This is a genomic window from Sphingomonas sp. GV3, assembly GCF_031082075.1.
Lineage (GTDB): Bacteria > Pseudomonadota > Alphaproteobacteria > Sphingomonadales > Sphingomonadaceae > Sphingomonas > Sphingomonas beigongshangi.
This window is the reverse complement of the sequence record NZ_JARWLE010000001.1, coordinates 3,160,370-3,185,475: the sequence shown is the minus strand read 5'-3', so window position 1 is coordinate 3,185,475 and position 25,106 is coordinate 3,160,370. Positions and strand designations below refer to the sequence as shown.

At 66.9% G+C, this 25,106-nt stretch carries 20 protein-coding genes; 12 read left to right on the top strand and 8 right to left on the bottom strand.

The window, feature by feature from the left end; genetic code table 11:
* Positions 1-5: 5 nt before the first annotated feature.
* Complete coding sequence (locus RF701_RS15000) at positions 6-1,580, bottom strand: MFS transporter (protein ID WP_308815433.1); 1,575 nt, start codon at positions 1,578-1,580, stop codon at positions 6-8.
* A gap of 268 nt (positions 1,581-1,848) precedes the next feature.
* Here RF701_RS15000 and RF701_RS14995 point away from each other — a divergent pair, with 268 nt between their 5' ends.
* On the top strand, positions 1,849-4,953 hold the full coding sequence (locus RF701_RS14995) for a TonB-dependent receptor (RefSeq protein ID WP_308815432.1): 3,105 nt from the start codon (positions 1,849-1,851) through the stop codon (positions 4,951-4,953).
* 103 nt (positions 4,954-5,056) lie between these two features.
* Here the strand turns inward: RF701_RS14995 and RF701_RS14990 are convergent, their stop codons facing one another.
* Positions 5,057-5,782: a hypothetical protein gene (locus RF701_RS14990; protein WP_287980432.1), complete on the bottom strand. Its 726-nt coding sequence runs from the start codon at positions 5,780-5,782 to the stop codon at positions 5,057-5,059.
* A 14-nt stretch (positions 5,783-5,796) separates the two neighbouring features.
* A complete protein-coding gene (locus RF701_RS14985; protein ID WP_210356856.1) occupies positions 5,797-6,987 on the bottom strand; it encodes a TIGR04063 family PEP-CTERM/XrtA system glycosyltransferase in 1,191 nt (396 codons plus the stop codon).
* Between the two features lie 127 nt (positions 6,988-7,114).
* On the opposite strand from RF701_RS14985, the gene RF701_RS14980 reads away from it, so the two are divergent.
* From RF701_RS14980 to RF701_RS14970, 3 genes are read left to right on the top strand one after another with little or no spacing between them, the layout of a single operon-like run.
* Complete coding sequence (locus tag RF701_RS14980; RefSeq protein WP_275298220.1) at positions 7,115-7,240, top strand: hypothetical protein; 126 nt, start codon at positions 7,115-7,117, stop codon at positions 7,238-7,240.
* Between the two features lie 15 nt (positions 7,241-7,255).
* Positions 7,256-8,623, top strand: a complete 1,368-nt coding sequence (locus RF701_RS14975; protein WP_210356857.1) for a putative O-glycosylation ligase, exosortase A system-associated — start codon at positions 7,256-7,258, stop codon at positions 8,621-8,623.
* Positions 8,620-9,645, top strand: a complete 1,026-nt coding sequence (locus RF701_RS14970) for an acyltransferase (protein WP_308815431.1) — start codon at positions 8,620-8,622, stop codon at positions 9,643-9,645. Before RF701_RS14975 ends, RF701_RS14970 begins: the two co-directional genes overlap by 4 nt.
* Before the next feature lie 25 nt (positions 9,646-9,670).
* Here RF701_RS14970 and RF701_RS14965 read toward each other — a convergent pair whose 3' ends face one another.
* Positions 9,671-10,225: a type 1 glutamine amidotransferase domain-containing protein gene (locus tag RF701_RS14965; RefSeq protein ID WP_210356859.1), complete on the bottom strand. Its 555-nt coding sequence runs from the start codon at positions 10,223-10,225 to the stop codon at positions 9,671-9,673.
* A 137-nt stretch (positions 10,226-10,362) separates the two neighbouring features.
* Here RF701_RS14965 and RF701_RS14960 point away from each other — a divergent pair, with 137 nt between their 5' ends.
* From RF701_RS14960 to RF701_RS14940, 5 genes are all read left to right on the top strand, one after another.
* Positions 10,363-11,400, top strand: coding sequence for a DNA topoisomerase IB (locus RF701_RS14960; protein ID WP_308815430.1), 1,038 nt, complete (start codon positions 10,363-10,365; stop codon positions 11,398-11,400).
* Positions 11,401-11,520: 120 nt separating this feature from the next.
* Positions 11,521-12,675 carry a mechanosensitive ion channel family protein gene (locus tag RF701_RS14955; RefSeq protein WP_308815429.1) on the top strand — a complete coding sequence of 385 codons (1,155 nt, stop codon included), beginning with the start codon at positions 11,521-11,523 and terminating at the stop codon, positions 12,673-12,675.
* Positions 12,676-12,852: 177 nt separating this feature from the next.
* Entirely contained in the window at positions 12,853-13,287 is a 435-nt protein-coding gene (locus tag RF701_RS14950; RefSeq protein ID WP_210357792.1) for a MaoC family dehydratase, read from the top strand.
* Between the two features lie 56 nt (positions 13,288-13,343).
* Positions 13,344-14,522, top strand: coding sequence for an acetyl-CoA C-acyltransferase (locus RF701_RS14945; RefSeq protein ID WP_210356862.1), 1,179 nt, complete (start codon positions 13,344-13,346; stop codon positions 14,520-14,522).
* A gap of 356 nt (positions 14,523-14,878) precedes the next feature.
* Complete coding sequence (locus RF701_RS14940) at positions 14,879-15,361, top strand: pyridoxamine 5'-phosphate oxidase family protein (protein WP_210356863.1); 483 nt, start codon at positions 14,879-14,881, stop codon at positions 15,359-15,361.
* Positions 15,362-15,435: 74 nt separating this feature from the next.
* Here RF701_RS14940 and RF701_RS14935 read toward each other — a convergent pair whose 3' ends face one another.
* Positions 15,436-16,671: a polyhydroxyalkanoate depolymerase gene (locus RF701_RS14935; protein WP_308815428.1), complete on the bottom strand. Its 1,236-nt coding sequence runs from the start codon at positions 16,669-16,671 to the stop codon at positions 15,436-15,438.
* Positions 16,672-16,830: 159 nt separating this feature from the next.
* Here RF701_RS14935 and RF701_RS14930 point away from each other — a divergent pair, with 159 nt between their 5' ends.
* Both RF701_RS14930 and RF701_RS14925 read left to right on the top strand, forming a co-directional pair.
* The gene (locus tag RF701_RS14930) at positions 16,831-18,597 is read left to right on the top strand and encodes an ABC transporter transmembrane domain-containing protein (RefSeq protein WP_308815427.1); all 1,767 of its coding nucleotides are present in this window, start codon (positions 16,831-16,833) and stop codon (positions 18,595-18,597) included.
* Positions 18,598-18,731: 134 nt separating this feature from the next.
* The gene (locus RF701_RS14925) at positions 18,732-19,880 is read left to right on the top strand and encodes a saccharopine dehydrogenase NADP-binding domain-containing protein (protein WP_308815426.1); all 1,149 of its coding nucleotides are present in this window, start codon (positions 18,732-18,734) and stop codon (positions 19,878-19,880) included.
* 57 nt (positions 19,881-19,937) lie between these two features.
* Here RF701_RS14925 and RF701_RS14920 read toward each other — a convergent pair whose 3' ends face one another.
* Both RF701_RS14920 and RF701_RS14915 read right to left on the bottom strand, forming a co-directional pair.
* Entirely contained in the window at positions 19,938-20,267 is a 330-nt protein-coding gene (locus tag RF701_RS14920) for a hypothetical protein (protein ID WP_308815425.1), read from the bottom strand.
* Complete coding sequence (locus RF701_RS14915; protein ID WP_308815424.1) at positions 20,264-22,486, bottom strand: VacB/RNase II family 3'-5' exoribonuclease; 2,223 nt, start codon at positions 22,484-22,486, stop codon at positions 20,264-20,266. The genes RF701_RS14920 and RF701_RS14915 overlap by 4 nt, the downstream gene beginning before the upstream one ends.
* A 73-nt stretch (positions 22,487-22,559) precedes the next feature.
* Between RF701_RS14915 and RF701_RS14910 the strand changes: the two genes are divergently transcribed.
* Positions 22,560-23,480, top strand: coding sequence for a rhodanese-related sulfurtransferase (locus RF701_RS14910; RefSeq protein WP_308815423.1), 921 nt, complete (start codon positions 22,560-22,562; stop codon positions 23,478-23,480).
* Positions 23,481-23,547: 67 nt separating this feature from the next.
* On the opposite strand, the gene RF701_RS14905 is transcribed toward RF701_RS14910, so the two are convergent.
* On the bottom strand, positions 23,548-25,080 hold the full coding sequence (locus tag RF701_RS14905) for an aminoacyl--tRNA ligase-related protein (RefSeq protein ID WP_308815422.1): 1,533 nt from the start codon (positions 25,078-25,080) through the stop codon (positions 23,548-23,550).
* Positions 25,081-25,106 lie beyond the last annotated feature (26 nt).

Sequence of the window (25,106 nt, the reverse complement as noted above, 5' to 3'; positions counted from 1 at the left end):
CCTGATCAGATCTCCTCCCCCGCCGCCCGGGCGCGGGCCTCGCGGCTTGCCTCCGCGGCGGGGACTAGGCGATAGGCGGCGATCGCACAGCCGATCGTGATCGGCGTGGCGAGCAGCAGCGCCATCATCCCCGTCGACAGGCTTCCGGTCAGCGTCGACACGCGCCCCGCCAGATAGGGCCCCATCGCGAGGCCCATCAGCGTCGTGCCGATGAAGAAGGTCGCCGTCGCCGTGCCGCGCATGCGCGGCAGGACGAGATCCTGCGTGGTCGCCGCCGCGGCGCCGAGCGCGCCGCTCGCGCACAGGCCCGAGAGGAACAGGCACGGATAGAAGACCCATGCCGCCGAGGCGGTGAAGGCGCCGACCAGGAACGGGATGGGCACGGTCGCCCCGAACAGCACGACGGCGAGCCGCCCCGCGGGGTTGGTCCGTCGCAGCCGATCCGCCATGACCCCGCCCAGCGATACGCCGACGAACCCGGCAAGCGCGCCGCTGCCGCCGATTAGGAATCCCGCCTCCGCCGGCGTCGCGCCCAGCGTGCGCATGGCATAGGGCGCCGCCCAGAAACTGGCCGCATAGCTCAGGAAGGCATTGAGGCCATAGGCGACCACCGTGCACAGAAAGGCCGGTGTGCCGACGATCAGCGCGAAGGTCGCCGGGTCGCGGCGCTTGAGCGCGCTCGCCCAGGAGAAGACCGCATAGACGCCGGTGCCGATCGCCAGCCATTGCGGCAGCGGCTCGCCCGCCGCGCGCAGCAGCACGACGGCGACGGCGACGAGGCCGAGCGCCAGCAGGTTCACCGCCAGCGCCCGCGCGCCCCCGCGCGCGGCCCCGATCAGCGTCAGCGGCGGAATGATCGTCAGCAGCTCGTCGAGGAAGGCCCGGAACGGCGCCGGATGACGCGCGGGCTCGGGCAGGCCCTCGACCGCGCCGCGGATCGGTTCGCGCAACGTCGCGATCCATGCGGCGACGAGCAGCCCGGGCAGACCCACCGCGAGGAACGCCGCCTGCCAGCCCACCAGACCCATCGGGCCGCCCGCGGGATAGGCGCGGTTCCAGCCCTGCACGATCAGCCCGCCGATGAATAGCGAACAGCCGCCGCCGACGTAGAGGCCGGCCGAATAGATGGCGAGCGCCGTCGCGCGCAGTCGCCGCGGGAAATAGTCGGAGATCAGCGAATAGGCCCCGGGGCTCGCCGTGGCCTCCCCGACCCCGACGCCGATGCGCGCCGCCGCCAGCTGGCCGCCGCTGCGCGAAAACCCGGACAGCGCGGTCATCGTCGACCAGAGCGCCAGTCCGATCGTCATCAGCCGCACGCGATGCCAGCTGTCGGCCAGGCGGCCCAGCGGGATCCCGAACAGCGAGTAGAATACGCCGAAGGCCGTCCCGTACAGGAAGCCCAGGTCCTCGTCGTGCAGGCCGAGGTCTCGCTTAATGTCCTCCGCGAGAATGGAAATCACCTGCCGATCGATGAAATTGAGCACATACACGAGGAACAGGATGGCCAGCACATACCAGGCGTAGCGCGAAGCGCCCCGCTCGCTTGCCGAGGCATGCCCCATCGCCGGAAGATCGGCCATCGCGCTCTCCTACATACCGATTTTTTGAAGAGCTATCACAGCGGCCTGAACCGACAAGCCCTAATGCGATACTCGTCTTTCAACTCCTTGCAAGAACGCCGGCCACCCCTCATTGTTGCCGAATTGCAACACCTTTTGTCCGAATTTGACCTTTATTCGCTCAAGTCCGTTTTGGACTTGCCCCGCCATTTGGCCTGCTAATACTCTCCCTCTTATCGGCTCACGCCGGATCGGGGGCGCTGGGGAGCGCCCAGAGGGGAACAGAAAAATGCTGAACTACCGTGAGCGGAGCCTCCGCAAGAGGCTTCTTGCATCGACACTTTGCGGCCTGATGACCATTGCAGGCACGTTTATCGAATCGCCCGTCGTCCAAGCACAGGGCTTTTCAAGTTTCGCCGCCTCGGGAACCGTCGTGGATGCGGAGGGGAAGCCGATCGCCGGCGCAACCGTGACGGTCCTTTCGCTCGATCAGGGTTTCACCCAGACCGCCAAGACGTCCACCAGCGGCGCGTATACGATCCCGGAGCTTCGAAACGGAACCTATCAATTCACTGTCGAAGCACCGGATTTCGATACCTATACAGAATCCGGCATCACGCTCGTGGCCGGCAACGCGGCGAATCAATTTCGACTGGTCCGCAGCACGGGTGAAATCACTGTCACGGGTCGACGCGTCGCATCAGTCGATTTCGACCTGACCACGACGGGATCCGTCATCAACGTCGCGGACGTCGCCACGCGCGTTCCGATCGCGCGAAACCTCACCGCGCTGATCCTGCAGGCGCCAGGCACGGCTGGCGGCTCCGGCGCCTTCAACGGACTGCCCTCCGTCAACGGCGGCGCCGTGTCGGAAAACGCTTATTTCGTCAACGGCCTCAACATCACCGACTTCCGCAGAAGTCTGTCTCCTGTCGCCATACCGTTCGAATTCTACCAGACATTGGATGTGAAGACTGGCGGCTACGCCGCGGAATACGGGCGTTCGACTGGCGGCTTTACGAGCGCGACCACCAAATCGGGATCGAACGACTTCCATGGTGGACTGCTTTTCACCTGGAATCCCAACGCATTACGGTCGCTCGCTCCCGACACGCTGAGTAGCGACAATGACGGCGGGCGCATTTCCGCAAGGTCGACGATCTTCCAGCTTTCCGGCCCCATCTGGAAAGACCACCTTTTCTTCTACGGCCTTTACCAGACGAACGACTCCTCGACCGTATCGGCAGGCCGGCAGTATTTTTACACTGCCAATGCGGCCACGGGGGCTCCCGCGAACAGCTTCCTCGGAACGTCTCGCAGTTACGCGCACACCCAATCGCCCTTCTACGCTGGCAAGATCGACGCCGTCATCACTGATGGGCAGCGGCTTGAATTTACGTACTTCAACACTTCAGGCAATTCGACGACCGACACGTTTGGCGACACATCGACCGTCGCCAATCGCTACAATTACCTCACGAATACGGATGGCCCCTATTCGTCGCGGGTCTATTCGCGGTTCGGCGGCGAAAATTATGTCGGTCGATACACCGGCCGCTTCGCAAAATGGCTAACCATCTCAGCTGCCTATGGCCGCAACCAAAATATAAGTTTCGGACAGAATTTCAACGCCAGCAATACGAATTCGCCGAGCGTCTCGGATGCACGCGGTTCCACGCCGGTGACTTTGCTCATACCGGGTGGCGGCGTCACGAATAATGAGGATATACGAAAGTTTTACAGAGCCGACACCGACCTGTACTTCAATATATTGGGCGCCCACCACGTCAAATTCGGGTTCGACCGCGAAGATTTGTCCGCGACGGCCCTGTCCGTCGGAGGAGGGGGCGGCCTGACCTACTCCATATTTACCGCACAGGCCAATGATCCAACGGGCATACCTGTCGGCACAAATTACGTGACCCGCACTTATTATGCCAACGGCGGACTGTTTACCTCGCGGAACGACGCCTTCTATATCCAGGACAGTTGGTCACTATTCGCGAATCGCCTGAACTTCAATCTTGGCATTCGCAACGATCGATTCACAAACAAAAACAGTCAGGAAAAAGTCTTCTACAAATCCGGCGATCAATGGGGGCCGCGGATAGGGTTCACGATCGATCCGTTGGGCAATCAGACCGACAAGATCTATGGTAGCTTCAGCCGTCTCTATATTCCCGTGGCAGCCAACACGAATATCCGGTTGACCGGCGGCGAATCCTATTGGACAGCCACCTATTTGTTCAACGGTCTCGCGAACAACAAAGTCCCTATCCTCGGAGCGCCGGTCCTTTATGCTGGCGCCGCAACCTGTCCGGACACTGGGATAAAGAATTGCGATGTCACCGGCGACGGAAGTCCGGTGCCGGTCGAGGCGGCGGTCTCCCGCACGCTCAAGCCTCAGTCCGTCGACGAATATATTGTCGGCTACGAAAAGCGGTTGGGGTCGCAGTGGCGGATTGGCGCCTTCTTCACCTATACGAAACTAAACCAGGTGCTCGAAGATGCCGCGATCGACGCGGCGGTCAACAAATACTGCGCTGCCAACAAGATCACGGGCTGCGGCGACATCTGGGATGGCTTCAATCAATATGTGTTGATCAACCCGGGCCTCGGGGCGACGATCACCCTGAACAGCCCTCTGCCTGGACAAAACAGCGCCAAGACTCTCACGTTCAGCGCCGCCGATTTGGGGTATCCCCGCGCCGTCCGCACGTACAAGGCGATGACGTTCGAAGCGCATCGGCATTTCGACGGCATCTGGAGCCTTGATGCGTCCTACACCTATTCGAAGACGATCGGGAATTACGAAGGAGGCGTGAAGACCGACAACGGGCAGACCGACACGGGCCTCACCACCGATTTCGACCAGCCGGGCCTCACCTATGGCACGTTCGGCTATTCCCCGAACGACAAGCGCCACGTTTTCAAGCTGTCGGGCAGCTATCTCTTCTTCGACCGGCTCAACGTCGGCCTCAACCTGCAGGCGTATTCGCCACGCCGGTTCGGCTGCATCGGAACGGTTCCAAAGTCCGTCGACCCGTATTCCTTCGTATACGGCGCGGCAGGCTTATACTGCCAGGTCAAGCCGGACGGCTCGATCAACACGGATCCCAGCGTGACGTATCCGGCGAAGCTTGTTCAGCGCGGTTCGGTCTTCCAAAGTGATTGGACGTTCACGAACGATCTCGACGTCAGCTATCGCTTCGAGATCGGAAAGGCCGCGCTCACGTTGCGCGCATCGGTCTTCAACATCCTGAATTATGCCGGCAAAATCAATTACAACGAGGTCGGGACGACACGCCCTGGCGCCGCATCGCCCTTCTACCACACCGTGACGGGCTATCAGGCGCCGCGAAGCGGACGCCTGCAGCTGAGCTTCGACTTCTAAGGTCATCGCCTTCCGGACGGCCGCGCTGAACCCTCGCTGCCCTCGGCTACTGCCGGTCCCGCCTCAATGCGGGGCCGGCTTTTTTGTCGGGCACGCTTTATTGTCAGGCGCGCGCGGGGCGGCGGCGGGCGCCCTGTTCCAGACGCTTGAGCAGCGATTCGATCGAGGGGCTTTCCGATGCCGCATCGGCGTTGCGCGGCAATTCGACGGTCGCGATTCGCTCCCCCTGCGCCAGGGCGACGGGGGTGCGGGACAGCACGGTCGGCGGGCACAGCGGCGCGACGGCGCGCAGCGGCTCGCGCGGCACGGCCGGCACCGCGCCGGGGTGGAAGGCGGCAAGCGGCTGGTCGAGGTCGGCGGGAAGGTCGCATTCGACCGGCGGTGGCGGCGGTGCCACGGGATCGCGCGGCTGGGTCGGCGGGGGCATGGGTGCGCCCAGGTCGCTGGCCGACAGCGGCCGGCGTGCCGGGGCATCGGGATGGGCGTCCGCGCGGCGCAGCGTCGGCGCGCCAGCCTCCGCGGGCGCGCGCGGCTTCGGCGCGAGCAGGCCTTCCGGCCCGAAGAGCAGGAACAGCGCCGACCACAGCACGGCGGCGGCGACGCCTCCCCCCGCAAGCGCGAGAACGATGCGCGCCGTCGCACCCAGTGGCGGCTGCGCGACGGGGAGCAGCGCGGCGATGCCGCTGCGCCATACCCAGTCCTCCAGCATCGCCGTGGGCACGAGCAGGAACGTGCCGGCGGCCGCCGCGCCCGCGATCGCGCCGCCGATCGGCGCGATCCAGGGCGCGATGGCGGCGAAGGTCAGGGTGGTGCGGGGCAAGGCTGCCATGATCGATCCCGTGGTTACGCGCTAAGCCGTTGGTAAATCGGTTCGTAACGGCAAATATTTGACGACCAGTTACGTTCCTGTTCGACGAAGGTGCGCGCCCGCTCGCGCCGCGCTTGCCAGCCGGACCGATCGTCGAGCAGGGCGGCGAGCGCCTGCGCGATGGCGCCCGGATCGTCCGGCGCGAACAGCGTCCCCGTCTCGCCGTCGCGAATCAGCTCGCGGTGGCCGCCTACGTCGGACGCCGCGACCAGGCGCCCCTGCGCCATCGCTTCGAGCGGTTTCAGCGGGGTGACGAGATCGGTCAGGCGCATCTTCTTGCGGGGATAGGCGAGGACGTCGACCAGCGCATAGTAACGCTCCACCTCGTGATGGGGAACGCGCCCGACGAATCGGATGGCGTCTGCCGCGGGCGATGTCGCCGCCTGCGCCCGCAGCGCATCCTCCATCGGGCCGCCGCCGACGAGCAGCAGCCGCGCCTTCGGCCGCCGCGCGACCAGCGCCGGCATCGCGGCGATGAGATCGTCCAGTCCCTCATAGTCGTAGAAGCTGCCGATAAACCCGATCGTCTCCGCATCCTCCAGCTGCAGCGAGGCCGCGAGGGTGGGATCGCGCGGCACCGGCGCGCCGAACAGCGACAGGTCGACGCCATTGGGCGACACCGCGATCTTGTCCGACGCCACGCCGCGCGCGATCAGGTCGCCGCGAAGCCCCTCGCAGATCACCGTCACCGCGTCCGCCCGTGCCACCGCCCAGTCTTCGAGCGCGCGGGTCGCGCGATAGCGTGCCGAGCCCTCGCGGCCCGTGCCGTTGCCCACCGCCGCATCCTCCCAGAAGGCGCGGATCTCGTAGACCAGCGGCAAGCCGCGGCGGCGCGCGACCAGCCAGGCGGCGACCGCGTCCAGTGCGGGAGAATGCGCGTGGAGGATGTCGGGGCGGAAGGCGTCGACCGCCGCGTCGATCCGGCGCGCGAAGGCGACGATGCCGCGCGCCTCGGCGATCGGGCCGCCACCGCCGACCAGCGGCGTCCGGTGAAAGGTAAGCCCGTCCACCGCTTCCACGGCGTCGTCATACGCCTTCTGACGCGGGCCGGTCACGGCCGCGACCTGCCAGCCCCGCGCTTCCTGCGCCTTCAGGATCGCTCGCGTGCGAAAGGTGTAGCCGCTCTGCAGGGGCAGCCCGTGGTCGAGAATATGGAGGATGCGCATCGCGCCGGCCATGCACCCAAGGCGCTTAACGCCGCGTCAACCGACGCCCTTGTAAGGCGTCCGCCTCGCAGGGGATCGAGACGCCAAATGGCGCCGGCGATGCCGAACGCAGGGAAGGCGCGGCCGCATGATCGACAATTTCGCGCTCGGCCTGACGCATGCGCTGCTGCTGCTCGCCGCATGGCGGCTGCTGCGACGCCCCGATCTCGATTCGGAAGCCCCCCCGCCCCGCCATTGGCGGGCAAGGGACTGACGGCGGCCGCCCCGCATGCGCGACCTCGTCTTCATCGCCTTCCTCGCCGCGATCTTCGGCATGGGCTTCCGCCGGCCGTTCCTGCTCGTGCTCGCCTATGTCTACATCGACATCGTCTCGCCCCAGCGACTGACCTATTTCCTGCTCAACAGCGTACCGATCTCGTTGATCGCCGTCGCGCTCGCGGTCGGCGGCTGGCTGCTTGCGGACAACAAGGCGGACAGCCGCTTCGCGCCGCGCCAGGGCCTGATCGTGCTGCTGATGCTCTATTGCTGGGCGACGACGCTGGGTGCGGACTTTCCGCTCGACGCGAAAGACAAATGGGACTGGGTGTGGAAATGCCTGGCCTTCGCCGCCTTCCTGCCGCTGACGCTGCGGACGCGGCTGCGGATCGAGGCCTTGCTGCTGTTCATGATCGTGTCGGCGGCGTCGATCATCATCGTCGGTGGCATCAAGACGCTGGCCGGCGGCGGCGGCTACGGCCAGCTGGACCTGATGGTGAACAACAATTCGGGCCTGTACGAAGGGTCGACCATCTCGACCGTCGCGATCGCCATCGTGCCGCTGATCGCCTGGTTCATGCGGCACGGCACGATCTTCGCACCCGATTGGCGGGTGAAGGGCTTCTGCCTGGCGCTGATCTTCGCCTGCCTGCTGATTCCGGTCGGCACCTCGACGCGGACGGGCCTGCTCTGCATCGTGCTCGTCGCGCTGCTGTCGATCCGCAATGCGCGGCGCAAATTCCTCTATCTCGGCCTGATCGGCGCGTCCGCGGCGCTGGCCGTCCCCTTCCTGCCCGCCTCCTTCACGCAACGGATGAGCACGATAGAGAACCACCAGGCGGATGAATCCGCCTCCACCCGCGTCGCGGTCTGGGCCTGGACGATCGACTATGCCAAGTCGCATCCGTTCGGCGGCGGGTTCGACGCCTACCGCGGCAACCACATCCGCTACGAGATCAGGAAGGCCGATCCTGCCGCGGGTCCGGCGGGCGCCGTCACCGACACCGCCGTGACCGACAAGGCACGCGGCTATCACAGCGCCTATTTCGAGATGCTGGGCGAACAGGGCTATCCGGGACTCGCCATCTGGGTGTCGATCAGCCTGATCGGGCTGTTCCGCATGGAGGTGCTCCGCCGTCGCTACCGCGAGCGCGATGGCGAGTTCGCCTGGGCGGGTCCGCTCGCCGCCGCCTTGCAGACCGCCCATTGCGTCTACCTGCTCGGCGCCGCCTTCATCGCCATCGCCTTCCAGCCGTTCATTTATATGCTGATCGGGGCGCAGATCGGCCTCGACACCTATCTGGCGCGCCGCCGCAAGGAGGCGGCGGACACGGGCGGTTTCGCCCGGCGTCGCCCCCCCGCCCCGGCGCTACCGGCATGACGGAGCTTCGTGCGCTCACCGGCGCGCGCGGGCTCGCCGCCTGGGCCGTCGTCCTCTACCATATCCGCGCTTCGATCGCTGGCCTACCACCCGCCGCGGAAGGGCTTCTCGCCAAAGGCTATCTGGCGGTGGACTTCTTCTTCCTGCTCTCGGGCTTCGTCATCTGGCTGACCTGGGGCGCACGCCTGCATGACGGCAGCATGGGCGCGGCCCCCCTCTTCTGGCGCAAGCGGGTCGCGCGCATCTGGCCGCTGCACGCGCTGATGCTGGGCTTTGCGGCCGCCATCGCGCTGGCGTTGGCCACGACCGGACGGCACGATCCCGCCTTCCCCTTGGCGGAGCTGCCGCTGCACCTGCTGCTGGTGCAGAACTGGGGCATCACCGACGCGCTGCGCTGGAACGATCCGGCATGGTCGATCAGCTGCGAGGCCGCCGCCTATATCCTCTTTCCCCTGCTCACCTGCGCGGCGGACTGGCGACGGCTGCCGACCGTCCTACTCGTCGCGGTCGCGGTAGCCCTGCTCGCGGTGCTGTATGTCGTCATGCGCGATCAGCCGTCGCTCGGTAGCGACATTCCCCATTACGGGCTAACGCGCTGCCTTTCCGAATTCGGCTGCGGCACCGTGGTGGCGGCGCTGTTCCTGCGACGCCACTCGTTCCTGTGGCCTGCAACGATCCTGCTGCTGTGCTGCGCCGCCTGGGTGGCCGGCGCGCCGGAGACCGCGGTCGTACCGGCAGCGTTCGCCGCGCTGTTGCTTACGCTGGCGCTGACCGCCGGGCGTGCCGGGAACCCGCTCGAAACGCGGGCGATCCACTATCTCGGCGACATCAGCTATGCGACCTATCTGTCGCATTTTCTGCTGTGGAAGGCGTTCAAGCTCGCCTTCGTCCACCAGCCCGGCCCGGTGCCGCCGGCCGCGATCGCCGCCTATCTCGGGATCGTGTTCGCCGCTTCCGTCGCGCTCTATCACCTGTGGGAGCGGCCGGCGCAGCGATGGGTCAACGCAGCGTCCCTCCCCTGACGGGAAGGGACGCTGCGAAGCCGTGTCAGGCGTCCGCCAGTTCCTGCGTCAGGGCCTGGATGATCGCGTCGTTGAACGCCGGAATATCGTCCGGCTTACGGCTGGTGATCAGATTGCCGTCCACGACCACCTGCTCGTCGGCGATCTCCGCGCCGGCATTTTCGAGGTCGGTGCGCACCGAGGGCCAGCTCGTCACGCGACGGCCGTCGACGACGTCCGCCTCGACCAACAGCCACGGCGCGTGGCAGATCGCGGCGACGATCTTGTCGTCCTCCATGAACTCCGTGACGATTTCGACCGCGCGGTCTTGCAGGCGCATCTTGTCCGGGTTGCCGACGCCACCCGGCAGCACGAGCGCATCGTAATCGTCCGTGTCGACCTGATCGAGCGTGATGTCGGGGGTGATGCTGTCGCCCTTCTCGCTGTCGTGGATGACACCCTGGATCGCATCGGTCTTGATCGACGCCAGCGTCAGCTGGACACCGGCATCGAGAAGCGCCTGGCGGGGCTTGAACAATTCATCCTGCTCGAAACCGTCGGTGGCGAGCATGAGAACGCGGGCTTGGCTGAGATCGGCCATGTCGGGAACACTCCAATGGGGATGCGAGGGGGATCGCGGGTTGCCCAACACCTGCCCGAGCCGGCCGTTCCGGAACGAAGCGACGGACCGCGCATTTTCCACGGTCCACAACCCATTGTTTAAATTGGGAGACTGAGGTGCCTGCCCGCATCGTCTATTGCGATGATTCCAAACCCGGCATCACGCGGAAGAAGGTGCGAAACGGCTGGGCCTATTTCGGCACCGACGGCAGCCGGATCACCGATCGCGACGAGATCGACCGGCTCAATCGCATTGGCCTGCCGCCCGCTTATGCGAACGCCTGGTTCTGTCCCAAGCCCAACGGGCATATCCAGGCGGTAGGCTGGGACGAGAAAGGCCGGAAGCAATATCGCTATCACACCGACTTTCGCGAGGCGCAGGAGGCGGCGAAATACGAGCGTTGCGCAGAATTCGGCCATGCGCTGCCGAAGCTGCGCCGCCGCGTCGAGGCGGACCTGGCGACGCGCGGGTTGACGAAGGAGCGCGCGGTGGCCGCGGTCGTCCGGCTGCTCGACATCAGCAACATCCGCGTCGGCAACGAGGCGTATGCGCAGGCGAACAAGAGTTTCGGCGCGACGACGCTGCGCAAGCGTCACGGCAAGGTGAGCGGCGACACGCTGAAGCTGCGCTACAAGGGCAAGTCGGGCAAGGAACGCGACTGCAAGGTGACCGACAAGCGGCTGGCCGCGACCGTGCGCCGCATGCAGGACCTCGACGACCAGCACCTCTTCGCTTGGGTGGATGCCGACGGCGCCGCGCATCCGGTCACGTCGTCGGACGTCAACGCCTATATCCGCGAGGCGACGGGCGGCACCTTCTCGGCCAAGCATTTCCGGACCTGGGGCGCCAGCGTCTGCGCGTTCGAGGCGCTCGCCGGCGCCGAAGCCGACCTCAGCCTGAAGGCGATGCTCGAACCGGTGGTGGCGCGGCTCGGCAACACACCCGCCATCGCGCGCAAAAGTTACGTCCACCCGTCCCTGATCGCACTGGTGAAGACGGGGCAGAGCGCGTTTCGTCGTGCGCTGCGGATGCCGCGCGCCGGGCGCTGGCTGACACGCCAGGAACGTGGCCTCATCGCCTTCCTCGAGGCCGGTACGCCCGCCGCGGAACCACCGGTGACATTGCGGCCGCAAGACATGAAGAAGGCGGCCTAGTCCTCGCCCGCGTCGGGGCCGCCGCGCGCGCGCGCGTCGGCTCGGTCCACCGCGACGGGAAACCGACGCGTCCCATTCCCGCATCGGCCACGGCACGGATGCCCAACCAACAGGAAGCGCATGGCCAAGAGCTCAGCCGCCAAGCAGCCCATTCTCGACACCAGCTCGGTCCCCCAGCAGGTCACCGGCCTGGTCAGCGAAAGCCAGCGCTGGCTGCACGACCATTGGCTGCAGATCCTGGTCGCCTTCGCCGCCGGCACGGTGATCGTGCTCGCGCTCCACGGCCTGCGCCGGCTCGGCGATCGCCTGTGCCGCCACGACGCATCGCTGCGCGGATGGGGCAAGGTGCTGGGACGGACGATCGCGCGCACCAACAACGTCTTCATCGTCATGCTCGCGGCAAAACTCGTCGCCGGTTATGCGGGGGCGCCCGACCAGGTGGCGCTGACGATCAACTTCCTGTGGACCGTCGCCTGGGTCTTCCAGGCGGCGATCTGGGCACGCGAGCTCATCCTGGGCGGGATCGAACATCGCACCAGCGCGGAGAATTACTCGGGCGAGGCTTTGCTCTCGGCGCTGGGGCTGATCCGCCTGCTCGTGTCCGTCGCGCTCTTCGCCGTCGCATTGGTCGTGGTGCTCGACAATCTCGGGGTCAACGTCACGGGACTGGTCGCCGGCCTGGGCGTGGGCGGCATCGCCATCGGCCTGGCCGCGCAGGGTATTTTCGCCGATCTGTTCGCCGCGCTGGCGATCATCTTCGATCGCCCGTTCCGCCGCGGCGACACGATCAGCTACGGAAGCAGCAGTGGCACGATCGAGTCGATCGGGCTCAAATCGACGCGCATCCGCGCGTTTACCGGCGAACTTCGCATCATTTCGAACCGCCAGCTCCTCGACAAGGAAATCCTGAACACGGCGGTGCGCGATCACATCCGGCTGAGCTTTACCGTCGGCGTCACCTACGAAACGCCGCCCGACACGCTCGCACGTATCCCCGCCCTGCTGCGCGAGATCGTGGAAGCGGAGGGCGGCAAAGTGGCGCGGTCCGGCTTCGAGACCTTCGGCGCATCCAGCCTCGATTTCGCGCTGCAGTTCGACGTTCCGGGGAACGACTGGGCGACCGCGCATCCGATGCGGGACCGGATCATGGTGTCGCTGATCCGCCGCTTCGCTGCGGACAGTATCGGCATCGCCTATCCGACGCAGACCACCTACACGGCCGCGCCCGACGGCCGGCTCGTCATGCCCTACGCCGCCGATCCCCAACCGCGCTAGGGGGCCGGCGGTGGCCGGTTTCGAACAACGGGTGTGCCGCTTAACGGCCAGCCCCTTCGGCTTGGCCGTGGTTTTCCAAAATGCGGTCCTTTGATCTTGCCGTCAGCCGACGCTCTCGACTAGAGAGGCGGAAGCAGTAGGAAGGGATGGACCGTGGCAGATCTGACGCCCGACGACATGCGCGCCCGCGTGGGGACGGAAAGCGTCTCGGACTGGATCGAGGTAACGCAGGCGATGATCGACCAGTTCGCCGAGGCGACGGGCGACCACCAGTTCATCCATATCGACCCCGTTGCCGCCGCGGCGACGCCGTTCGGCGGCACGATCGCACATGGCTTCCTGACGCTGTCGCTGATGCCGGCGCTGGCGGCGAAGACGCCGGACGCACCGCGGCTCGCGGGCATGCGGATGGGCGTCAACTACGGCGGCAACAAGGTCCGCTTCCTGACTCCCGTGCGGGCCGGCAGCCGCGTGCGCGGTCGCTTCAAGCTACTCGACTTCGCCGAGAAGCGCCCCGGTCAATTCCAGCAAACATCCGAATTCACCGTCGAGATCGAGGGGCAGGACAAGCCCGCGCTCATCGCGGAATGGATCAGCCAAGCCTTCGTCTAAACGTTCGTCGACATTTTCACCGCACCGAGACGTGCGAATTTAGGGATATTTCGATCATGCGCTCCGCCGTCATCGTCTCCACCGCCCGCACCCCGATCGGCCGCGCCTATCGCGGTGCATTCAACGCCACCACGCCCCAGGCGCTCGCTGGCCATGCGATCGCGCATGCGGTGAAGCGCGCCGGGCTCGAGGGCGGCGAGGTGGAGGACGTGATCATCGGCGCCGCGCTCCAACAGGGATATCAGGCCGGCAACATCGCCCGCCAGGCGTTACTTCGGGCAGGCTTGCCGACCAGCGTCGCGGGCATGTCGCTCGACCGCCAGTGCGCCAGCGGCCTGATGGCGATCGCCACGGCGGCGAAGCAGATCGTACAGGACGGCATGGACGTTGCCATCGGCGGCGGGGTGGAGAGCATCAGCCTGGTGCAGACGCCGCAGATGCGCGTGCAGCCCGATAAGCAGCTGATCCAGATGCACGACGACATCTACATGCCGATGCTGCAGACCGCGGAAGTGGTGGCGAAGCGCTACGGCATCGGCCGCGAGGCGCAGGACGCTTATGGCCTCCAGTCGCAGCAGCGCACCGCCGCGGCGCAGGCGGCGGGCAAGTTCGACGACGAGATCGTGCCGCTTCCGAGTGTGATGGACGTGGTCGATAAGGCGACGAAGGAGGTGACCAAGACCGAGGTCACGCTGTCGAAGGACGAGGGCAACCGTCCCGAAACTACGCTGGAAGGGCTGCAGTCTTTGCAGCCGGTCGTCGGTCCGGAGGGGCATATCACCGCCGGCAACGCCAGCCAGCTGTCCGACGGCGCGTCCGCCAGCGTGCTGATGGAGGAAAGCGTCGCCGCGGCTCGGGGCCTCACGCCGCTCGGCCGCTATGTCGGCATGGCGGTGGCGGGCACCAAGCCGGACGAGATGGGGATCGGCCCCGTCTTCGCCATTCCGAAGCTGCTCGAGAAGAACGGCCTGACGATGGACGACATCGGCCTGTGGGAACTCAACGAGGCGTTCGCGGTGCAGGTGCTCTACTGTCGCGACAAGCTGGGCATTCCCGACGAGTTGCTCAACGTCAACGGCGGCGCGATCTCCATCGGCCATCCCTATGGCATGTCCGGCGCGCGCATGACCGGCCACGCGCTGATCGAAGGCAAGCGCCGCGGTGCCAAATATGTCGTGGTGACGATGTGCGTCGGCGGCGGCATGGGCGCGGCCGGGCTGTTCGAGGTGCTGTGAGGCTGAAGCATTAAGGCCGAAAGGGCTTGAGCGGGAGCCGGCGACGTCATCCCGCCATCCTGCCAGCCCCGGTCGTTGCAACGGCCGGGGCTCCAACGTTTGGGGGCTGTCTGCAGCGCATACACCGCCCCTGCGCGTGCCTTCCACGCGTGTTCATGATGATGACGGCCGAGGCCGCCGGTCCGGTGAATACCGTTTGACTCCGGCCGACGTTGGAAACCGTCATCCCGGTTTCGCGCTTGGGGTAACGACAGGTTAGGCGTCAAGCGGCGGCATGGCCGTCGCGTCCCTATCGCGCAACCAAGCCCCGCCGTGCTCGTTCTCCGCTGCGAACCTCACGTTTCGGGAGAGTGACGATGGCCGACCATGACGACCCGCGCGAAATTGCAGACAAGTTCCTGTCCAAGCTCAAGGACAGTCCGTTCGTGATGATCGGCCTGACCAATGGCGAGCACAGCGAACCGATGACCGCGCAACTGGACGACGAGCGTCCCAACACGTTGTTCTTCTTCAGCGGCCGCGACAATCGCATCGCCAGCGGCGGCGACGCGATGGCGCAGTTCGTCGGGAAGGGCCATGATTTCTTCGCCTGCCTGGCCGGAACCGTCTCGCAGGATAACGATCGCGCTCAGATCGACCGCCTGTGGAATAATCAGGTGGAGGCATGGTTCCCCGGCGGCAAGGAAGACCCGAACCTCACGCTGCTGCGCTTCGACATCGACAGCGCCGAGCTTTGGGAAACCGACATCTCGCTGTCGGGTCGCGTGAAGATGCTGTTCGGCGGCACCATCCGCGGCGATGAATCCAGCAGCCACGCGGTGGTCGACTCGGTCGCCTGATCGCAGCCGCCTTACGAAGAGGGGCGCGGGATCCTGTGATCCTGCGCCCCTTTTTGTGATCGTTGGCGAGGCGATCAGCCGGCGTGCGCGGCCATCCAGTCCTCGACCACGGGGGCAACGCGATTGCGCCACTTGGATCCGTTGAAGATGCCATAGTGGCCGGCACCTTCGACCATCAGATAGCGCTTGTCCGCTTCCGGCAGCGAGGTGGCGAGCGTCAGCGCCGCCTTGGTCTGGCCCAGGCCCGAAATATCGTCGCGCTCGCCCTCGATCGCGAGGAGGCCGACGTCCTTGATCGCCGCCGGATCAACGCGGCGCCCACGATGCATCATCTCGCCCTTCGGCAGGGCATGCGTCTGAAAGACGAGATCGACGGTCTGCAGGTAGAATTCGGCGGTCATATCGCAAACCGAGCGATATTCCTCGTAGAATGCCTTGGTCGCCGCCGCTCCCTCGCCATCGCCCTGGACGAGGTGTTTGAACATCTCCCAATGGCTGACCATGTGGTTGCCGAGGTTCATCGACATGAAGCCGGCAAGCTGAAGGAAGCCCGGATAGACCTTCCGCCCCGCGCCGGGATAGGTCATCGGCACGGTCGCGATCGCGTTCTGCTCGAACCAGGCATGCGGACGCTCGGTCGCAAGCGTGTTGACCGCGGTCGGCGCCTCGCGCGTGTCGATCGGCCCACCCATCATTGTCAGCGTACGCGGACGACACGGATTGCCGTCGGCACACATCAGCGCGGTCGCGGCATAACAGGGCACCGAAGGCTGGCACACGGCCAGCATGTTCGCCCCACGCCCGCCCGCGTCGGGGCCGATCGCCTCCAGAAAGGCGACGAGATAGTCGATGTAATCGTCGAGGTCGAAGCAGCCTTCCCACACCGGCACGAGCTTCGCGTCGCGCCAGTCGGTTATGTAAACATCCGCGATCGGCAGCATCCGTTCGACCGTGCCGCGCAGCAGGGTGGCGAAATGCCCGGACATCGGCGCGACGATGAGCAGCCGCGGGCCGCCCTCCACGCCCTCGCGCCGGAACCGCTTGAGCTGGCCGAACGGCTTCTGCAGCACGATCTCCTCGTGCACGGGCACCTCGCGCCCGTCGATGACGGTGTGCGTCAGCCCGAAGGCCGGCTTGCCGCGCGGGGCGGCGGCATGGGCGAAGACCTCGAGCGCGCTCGCGACGATCGAACCGCCGCCCAGATACGACCAGGGATTGGCGGGATTCTGCAGCAGGCCCGCGCTGAAGGTCGCCATCGCGCTCGCGCCGGCAAGCATCGAGCGCTGCAATTCATAGGCATCGTATAGCATGGCGCCTCTTAGCCCAATCGGGTTGTCGTGTCCGTAACCAACTTGCCCTTAACGGCGCATTGCGACGAATTGTTGCGCAGGCGCCGGGCGCTCGACGACTCCGCTCGAACGCGCATGCCGTTGAGCGCCCGGCCGCCCGCTGCTAGGCGCGTCGGCATCATGGCCGCTTCCCCGCCCCCCGGCCGCCGCCTCGGCGACCTCCGCCTCGTCTGGGAGCGCGTGCTGCGCTACCCGCGCCAGCTCGTCGTCGCGCTGCTGGCATTGATGACCACGTCGCTGGCGACGATCGCGATCCCTTATGGTTTCAAGCGGGTGATCGACAACGGCTTCGGCCCGGGCGCTTCGGGCACCGTGACGTCGTCCTTCCACTATCTGCTGATGATCGTCGCGGTCCTGGCGATCGCGACGGCGATCCGCTTCTACCACGTGTCCTGGCTCGGCGAGCGCGTCGTCGCCGACATCCGCCTGCAGGTGCAACGCCACCTGCTGGGGCTTACGCCGCGCTTCTTCGAGGAGAACCGCCCGTCGGAAATCGCCTCCCGCCTCACCTCCGACACGACGCTGATCGAGACGGTGGTCGGCGGCACCGTTTCGATCGCGCTGCGCAACACCGCAACCGGCATCGGCGGCATGGTCTATCTGTTCGTCCTGTCGCCCAAGCTGGCCGGCATGCTGCTGCTGGGCATCCCGCTCGTCATCCTGCCGGTGACGATCTTCGGCCGCCGCATCCGCGCGCATTCGCGCAACTCGCAGGATCGCATCGCCGACGTTGGCGCGATGGTGACCGAGACGCTGGGCGCGATGAAGATCGTCCAGGCCTTCAACCAGGAAGAGCGCGAGGCCAACCGCTTCCACGGCGCGGTCGACGCGACCTTCGCCGCGGCGAAGCAGCGCGTCCTGCTCCGCGCCATCATGACCGCGATCATGATCGGCCTGATCTTCGGATCGATCACCCTCGTCGTCTGGGAAGGCGTCGCCGACGTCGCCGCCGGACGGCTGACGGGGGGCGGCATGTTCGCCTTCGTGATGACGGGCGGCATCGTCGCGGGGGCCTTCGGGGCGCTGACCGAGGTCTATGGCGACCTGCTGCGCGGCGCCGGTGCCGCAAGCCGCATCGCGGAGCTGCTGGCGGAACAGCCGGAGATCACGCGGCCGGCGGCGCCGATGCCGCTGCCCGTGCCGGTCCGCGGCGCCCTGACCTTCGACGACGTTCACTTCCGCTACCCGACACGGCCCGAGGTCGCCGCGCTCGACGGGCTCAGCCTGGCGATCCGCCCTGGCGAGACCGTCGCCGTCGTCGGTCCGTCCGGCGCGGGCAAGTCGACGCTGTTCCAGCTTGCCGAGCGTTTCTACGATCCCGCGGCCGGCCGCATCCTCCTCGACGGGGTCGACCTGACCGACGCGGATCCGGCCGCCATCCGCGCGCAGATGGCCATGGTCCCGCAGGAGACGGTCATCTTCGGCGCCAGCGCGCGCGACAACCTGCGCTATGGCGACTGGCAGGCGGACGACGACATGCTGTGGGCGGCGGCGGAGGCGGCGAACGCCGCGGACTTCCTGCGCGCGCTGCCCGAGGGGCTCGACACCTTCCTCGGCGAAGGCGGCGCCCGCCTGTCGGGCGGCCAGCGCCAGCGTATCACCATCGCGCGCGCGCTGCTCCGCGATGCGCCGATCCTGCTGCTCGACGAGGCGACGAGTGCGCTCGATGCGGAAAGCGAGCGGCTGGTGCAACAGGCGCTCGAACGGTTGATGGAGAACCGGACCACATTGGTGATCGCGCACCGGCTCGCCACCGTCCGGGCGGCGGAGCGGATCGTGGTGATGGACGCTGGCAGGATCGTGGAAGAGGGCACGCACGCCACACTGATCGGACGGGGCGGCCTCTATGCGCGGCTCGCCAGCCTGCAGTTCCACGAGGCGGCATAGCGCGTGCGGCATGCCCCCAGCGCATGCCGCCGCTTGCGAGCGCGTTGGTCCGGGGGCATACCATAGGTTCGAAACCAGCGGCGCAGGTGGCTAACTCCCTCCCCTAGCCCCTCCCGCGAGCGGGAGGGGATTGCATGCGCGACTTCGACATCATCGTCTACGGCGCCACCGGCTTCACTGGCCGACTGGTGGCGGAATATCTCGTCGCGGAAGAGGCGCCGCGATGGGCGATGGCGGGGCGCAGCCTCGCCAAGCTCCAGGAGGTTCGCGACCTGATCGGCGCGCCTGCCGACCTGCCGCTGCTCGTCGCCGAGTCCGACGACATTGCTGCACTGACGGCGATGGCGGAACGGACGCATGTCGTGCTCACCACCGTCGGGCCATACCAGCTCTATGGCAATCAGCTCGTCGCCGCCTGTGCGGCCACCGGCACCGCTTATGTGGACCTCTGTGGCGAACCCGCCTGGATGCGCCACATGATCGACGCGCATCATGCCGAGGCGCAGCGTACCGGCGCGCGCATCGTGTTCAGCTGCGGCTTCGATTCGATCCCCTTCGACCTCGGCGTACAGACGTTGCAGGATTGCGCCCGCGCCAAATACGGCCATCCGGCACCGCGCGTGAAGGGGCGCGTGCGCGCGATGAAGGGCACCTTCTCCGGCGGCACCGCCGCGAGCGCGCGCGCGACGCTTGCTGCCGCCGCGCGCGATCCCGCCACCATCGGCCTGCTCACCAATCCCTTCGCGCTGACACCGGGGTTCAGCGGCCCGCATCAGCCGACCGGCATGCTGCCCGAGTTCGATGCGACCCTGAACACCTGGGTCGCGCCCTTCGTGATGGCGGTGATCAACACGAAGAACGTGCATCGCACCAATTTCCTGCTCGGCCACCCCTATGGGACGGACTTCGTCTACGACGAGATGATGGTGGCCGGCCTCGGCGACATGGGGAAGGCGGCGGCGGAGGCGATCGCCACGTTCAATCCCTTCTCTGGCAGCGGCGGCCCCAAGCCAGGGGAAGGCCCGAGCAAGGAAGAGCGCGAGACCGGCTATTACGACCTGCTGTTCGTCGGACTGATGCCCGATGGCGCGCGCTTCGATGCGGTCGTGACGGGCGATCGCGATCCCGGCTATGGTTCGACGAGCAAGATGATCGCGGAAACCGCGCGCTGTCTGGTGGAGACGCCGGGTGATGGCGGCGTTTGGACGCCGGGCGCGTTGCTCGGGAAAACGCTCCGCGACCGGCTGGAAGCGAAGGCGGGACTGCGCTTCACCGCAGGTTGAGCGGAAGCCGCCTCAACGCCTGCCCGGCGACGCCCGGGGCCGTGATGCGTTTGCCCGTCAACCGCTGTAGAAAAGCACCGCCACAGCTGCGACGATCAGGGCCGCCAGTATGAGAATTGGCAAATTCCGCCGCCTGCGGGCATCGGCTGCCGCCTCATAGGCGTCCATGTCGAACCAGAAGCGACCGTTGCCCAAGGTGCGGATCGATCCGTCGGCGACCATAGCCGCCAGTTCCTTCGCCTGCCGCGGGTCCGGCGGCGAGAACGCGATTGCATCCTTCATCGACAGGGCGCCGGCCTCGACGAAATGGGGAGCGATCGAACCGCGGACCAGATAATGCGCGCGGACGCGCGGGCCCGTTGGCGGCACGATACGCAGCGCGCTCATCGCCGCCGCCCCTGGTGACGGATGTTACCCGGCCGCCCGCGCTTGCCGATGACGCGGTCGCGGCGGGTGGTCTTGTCACCGTAGCGCGGCGGCGGCGCCGCGCCCTTGCCGCCCGGCAGCTCGAACCGCAGCGCGCCGGAGACCGGGTTGGCCTCCGCCAGCCGAAGGTCGAGCCGCTGGCCAAGCGCATAGACGTCCCCGCTATTTTCGCCGACGAGTTGCCGCGCCGCCTCGTCATAGCGGAAATATTCGCCGCCCAGGTCGCGCACGGGAACGAGCCCATCGCCGCCTATCCCCTCGACGGTCGCGAAGAAGCCGAAATTCTGCACGCCGGTGATCCGGGCCGGCATCGTCTCTCCGACGCGTTCCGCAAGATAGGCCGCGACATAACGATCGAGCGTCTCGCGCTCCGCCTCCATCGCCCGCCGCTCCAGTCCGCTGATCGCTTCGCCGATCCGCTCCATGCCGGCGGCTTCGTCCGACGTGAGAGCGCCGGGGCCGAGCGCATAGGCGCCGACGAGCGCACGGTGGACGAGCAGGTCGGCGTAGCGCCGGATGGGCGAGGTGAAATGCGCGTAGGAGCCAAGCGCAAGACCGAAATGCCCCTGATTGGCGGGCGCATAATAGGCCTGCGTCTGCGTGCGCAGCACCTGCTCCATCACTTGTGGTCGGAAATCGGCATCGCCGATGCGCGACAGGATGTGATTGAACGTCGCGGGTCGGATCACCTGGCCGAGCGCGAAGGGAACACCGAACGTCTCCAGATAGTCCTTAAGCGCGACCAGCTTCTCGCGCGCGGGCGGCTCGTGGACGCGGTACATCACGGGCGCCTTCTTCGCCTCCAATGCTTTGGCGGCGGCGACGTTGGCGGCGATCATGAAATCCTCGATCAGCCGATGCGCATCGAGCCGCTCGCGCGGCGCGACGGACAGCAGTCGCCCCTTTTCGTCGAGCACGACGCGCCTTTCCGGCAGATCGAGGTCCAGCGGCTCGCGTTTGTCGCGTGCGGCCGCCAGCGCGCGCCAGCATTCCCATAGAGGCCGCAGGGCGTCGATCATCGCGCCGTCCCCGGCGTCGATCGTCGCCTGCGCCTCCTCATAGGCGATGTTCGCCGCAATCCGCACCACGGCACGCGTGAAGCGCCAGCCCTTGAGCGTGCCCGCCTTGCTGACCTGAAGGTGGCAGACCAGGGCCGCACGATCGACCTGTTCCTTCAATGAGCAGACGTCCGCCGACAATATCTCCGGCAACATCGGCACGACGCGATCGGGAAAATAGACCGAATTGCCACGCCGCCGCGCCTCGCGGTCGAGCGCGGCGCCCGGACGGACGTAGAAGCTGACGTCGGCGATGGCGACGATCGCCTTCCACCCGCCCTCGTTGCCGGGACCGTCATCCGGGGCAGCCCAGACCGCGTCGTCGTGGTCGCGCGCATCGGCGGGATCGATCGCGACGATCGGCAGGTGGCGCAGATCCTCGCGATCGTCGCCCAACGGCTGCGTCGCTATGCGCGCGGCCTCGTCCAGCGTCTCGGCGGCGAAGACGTCGGGAATGTCGTGCTTGTGGATCGCGATGAGCGAGAAGCTCTTTGGCGCGAACGGATCGCCCAGTTTCTCGACCACCCGTGCGGTAATGCGCGGAGGACGACCACCCTTCTCGGCCAGCACCAGATCGCCGGGTCCCGCCCCGCCCGCATCGGAAACGGCGAACTCGCGCCGCTCCTTCTTGTCGACGCTGGTCAGCCAGAAGCGGCCGGCCTCTTCGCGCAGCACGCCGAGCACCTGTTCGCCGGCGCGGGCAAGCGTCTTCATCGGATGCGCGATCCAGCCGTTGCCGGCCTCCTCGGTCCGCGCCAGTACGCGCTCACCGACGCCCAGTGCGCCACGTTTGCGTTCGCGGACCCGAAGTCGCGGTGCGGGACCGTCAGCCTCCCACCGCTCCGGGACCGCCCAGACATTGCCGCCGTCGTCGATGTCGGCGATCCGCAGAACGGTCACCTTGGGCAGGCCACCCATCTTGTGGAACGCGCGGCCGGGCGCGGAATCGATCAGCCCTTCGTCCGCCATGTCCTTCAGCAGCGCCTTGAGCGCGATCTTGTCCTGCGCGGACAGGCCGAAGGCGCGCGCGATCTCGCGCTTGCCGGCGGGGACATCGGAGGACTCGATGAAGTCGAGGATCTGCTGCCGCGTCGGCAGGCCGGGTCTTGGTTTCTTCGCCACCTGTGGGAGATAGGCGTGCAGGCACGGTTCGTCATCGTTTTGTTCGTGCGGAGCGGCTAAAGCGGCCCCCGTCATGACCCTAACCGTCGCCGCTCTGTACCATTTCACCCGCTTCGAGGACCCCGGCGCCCTGCGCGCGCCCCTGCTGGCGCTATGCGAGGCGGAGGGCGTACGCGGCACGCTGCTGCTCGCGCGCGAAGGGATCAACGGCACCATCGCCGGTACGCGTGCGGGAATAGACGCGGTTCTCGCGCACGTCCGTGCCCTGCCCGGCTGTGCCACGCTTGAGGTCAAGTTCTCGGGCGCCGACGCGATGCCCTTCCACCGCACGAAGGTGCGGCTGAAGCGCGAGATCGTGACGATGGGCGTCCCCGACATCGATCCCACCGCTCCCGGCACCTATGTCGATCCTGCCGACTGGAACGCGCTGATCGCCGATCCCGCGACGCTCGTCATCGACACGCGCAACGATTACGAGGTCGCGGTCGGCACCTTCGCCGGCGCGGTCGATCCCGGCACCACCAGTTTCCGCGATTTTCCGCGTTGGTTCCGCGAGCATCGCGACGCCTTGCTCGCAGGCAGGCAGCGGGTGGCGATGTTCTGCACCGGCGGCATCCGCTGCGAAAAGGCGACGGCGTTCCTCAAGAGCGAGGGGGTGGACGACGTCTTCCACCTCAGGGGCGGCATCCTCAAATATCTCGAGGAAACGCCTGCGGAGGAGAGCCGCTGGCTGGGCGAATGCTTCGTCTTCGACGAGCGGGTCGCGGTCGGCCATGGCCTGCAGGCCGGCACGCACGGCCTATGCCGCGGCTGCCGGATGCCGGTGAGCGAAGAGGACCGCCGGTCACCGCTGTATCAGGAGGGCGTCGCCTGCCCCCGCTGTCATGCGACCCGCGACGCGGAGACCAAGGCCCGCGCCGCCGAGCGACACCGCCAGGTGGAGCTGGCCGCCAAGCGCGGCGAAGCGCATGTCGGCGCGCGCTACGACGGGTAGCGCGCCCCCGACCCCGTCATGCCCGTCGTCGCACGCCCCCCCCGGTCGGTGGGCGCGGCGGCGTCGTTCAATAGGCCCGCGCCAGCAGCACGCGCTCGACCGCAGGCGCGCCGGTGAAGACGCACACGCCCTCGATCGCCCCCTGCCCCGCCGGCGCGTTGCGGATCGTCAGCTTCAGCGCCTTCAGCCGCTCGACCACCGCATCAAGCGCGGCGCCGCTCGGCTTCGACCAGCGCACGTCGACCCAGCCGGGATTCTTAACGCCATCGGCGAAATGCGCCTCGACGCCCGCCCAATCGTCCACCGGCACGATCTGTGCGCGCAGTGCCTCGGTCGACTGCCGATGCAGTTCGGCCTGGATCGCCTCCAGCAGGTCCGCGGCCCCGGCGACGAAGTCGCCGCGCGGGGTCACGACCGAATCGAGCTTGCCGTCCTCACGATACAGCCGGTCCCGGCGGATGACCGAGACGTTGCCGCCCGCCATGTCGCGACCGCCCACCTCGATTACGATCGGCGCACCCTTCTTCACCCAGCCCCAGCGCTTGGTCGCGGCCTTCTGCGCGCGCGCATCCACCATGGCCCGCACCGGTTCACCCAAAGCGGTCAGCGCGGCCAGTTCCTTCTGCAGGTCGCGGCAATAGCCGAGCAGCGCTTCGTCCTCCGGCTGGTCGCGCAGCATCGGCACAATGACGATCTGCCACGGCGCGACGCGGGGCGGCACGCGCATGCCGTCGTCGTCGCCATGCACCATGATCATGCCGCCGATCATCCGCGTCGACACGCCCCAGCTCGTCGTCTGCGCATGCTCCAACTGGCCTTCGGCATTCTGGAAACGGATATTCTGCGCGCGCGCGAAATTGTCGCCGAGGAAATGGCTGGTGCCGGCCTGCAGCGCCTTGCCGTCCTGCATCATCGCCTCGATCGACCAGGTCTCGACCGCTCCCGGGAAGCGCTCGTTTTCCGGCTTTTCGCCCGCGATGACATGCATCGCCAGGCAATCTTCCGCGAAGCTGCGATAGACCTCCAGCATCTGCAGCGTCTCGCCGCGCGCCTCGTCGACCGTCGCATGCGCGGTATGCCCCTCCTGCCACAGGAATTCGGCCGTGCGCAGGAACATGCGGGTGCGCATTTCCCAGCGCACGACATTGGCCCATTGGTTTATGAGCACCGGCAGGTCGCGCCAGGACTGCACCCAGCGGGCAAAAGCAGTGCCGATCACCGTCTCCGAAGTCGGGCGTACGACCAGCGGCTCCTCCAGCTTCGCCTCGGGATCGGGCGTGAGGCCGCCCTTGCCGTCACCGATCAGCCGGTGATGCGTGACGACCGCCATCTCCTTGGCGAATCCATCGACATGCTCCGCCTCCTTCTCGAAATAGGACAGCGGGATGAACAGCGGGAAATAGCAATTTTCGTGCCCCGTCGCCTTGATGCGATCGTCGAGCAGGCGCTGGATGCGCTCCCAGATGCCGTAGCCCCATGGCCGGATGACCATGCAGCCGCGTACGCCGGACTCCTCGGCCATGTCGGCCTCGGTGATGACGGACTGGTACCAGGCGGCGAAATCGGCGGCGCGGGTGACGGGCAGAGCATGCTTGATCATGGCGCCCGCGATTATCGCGCCGCGCG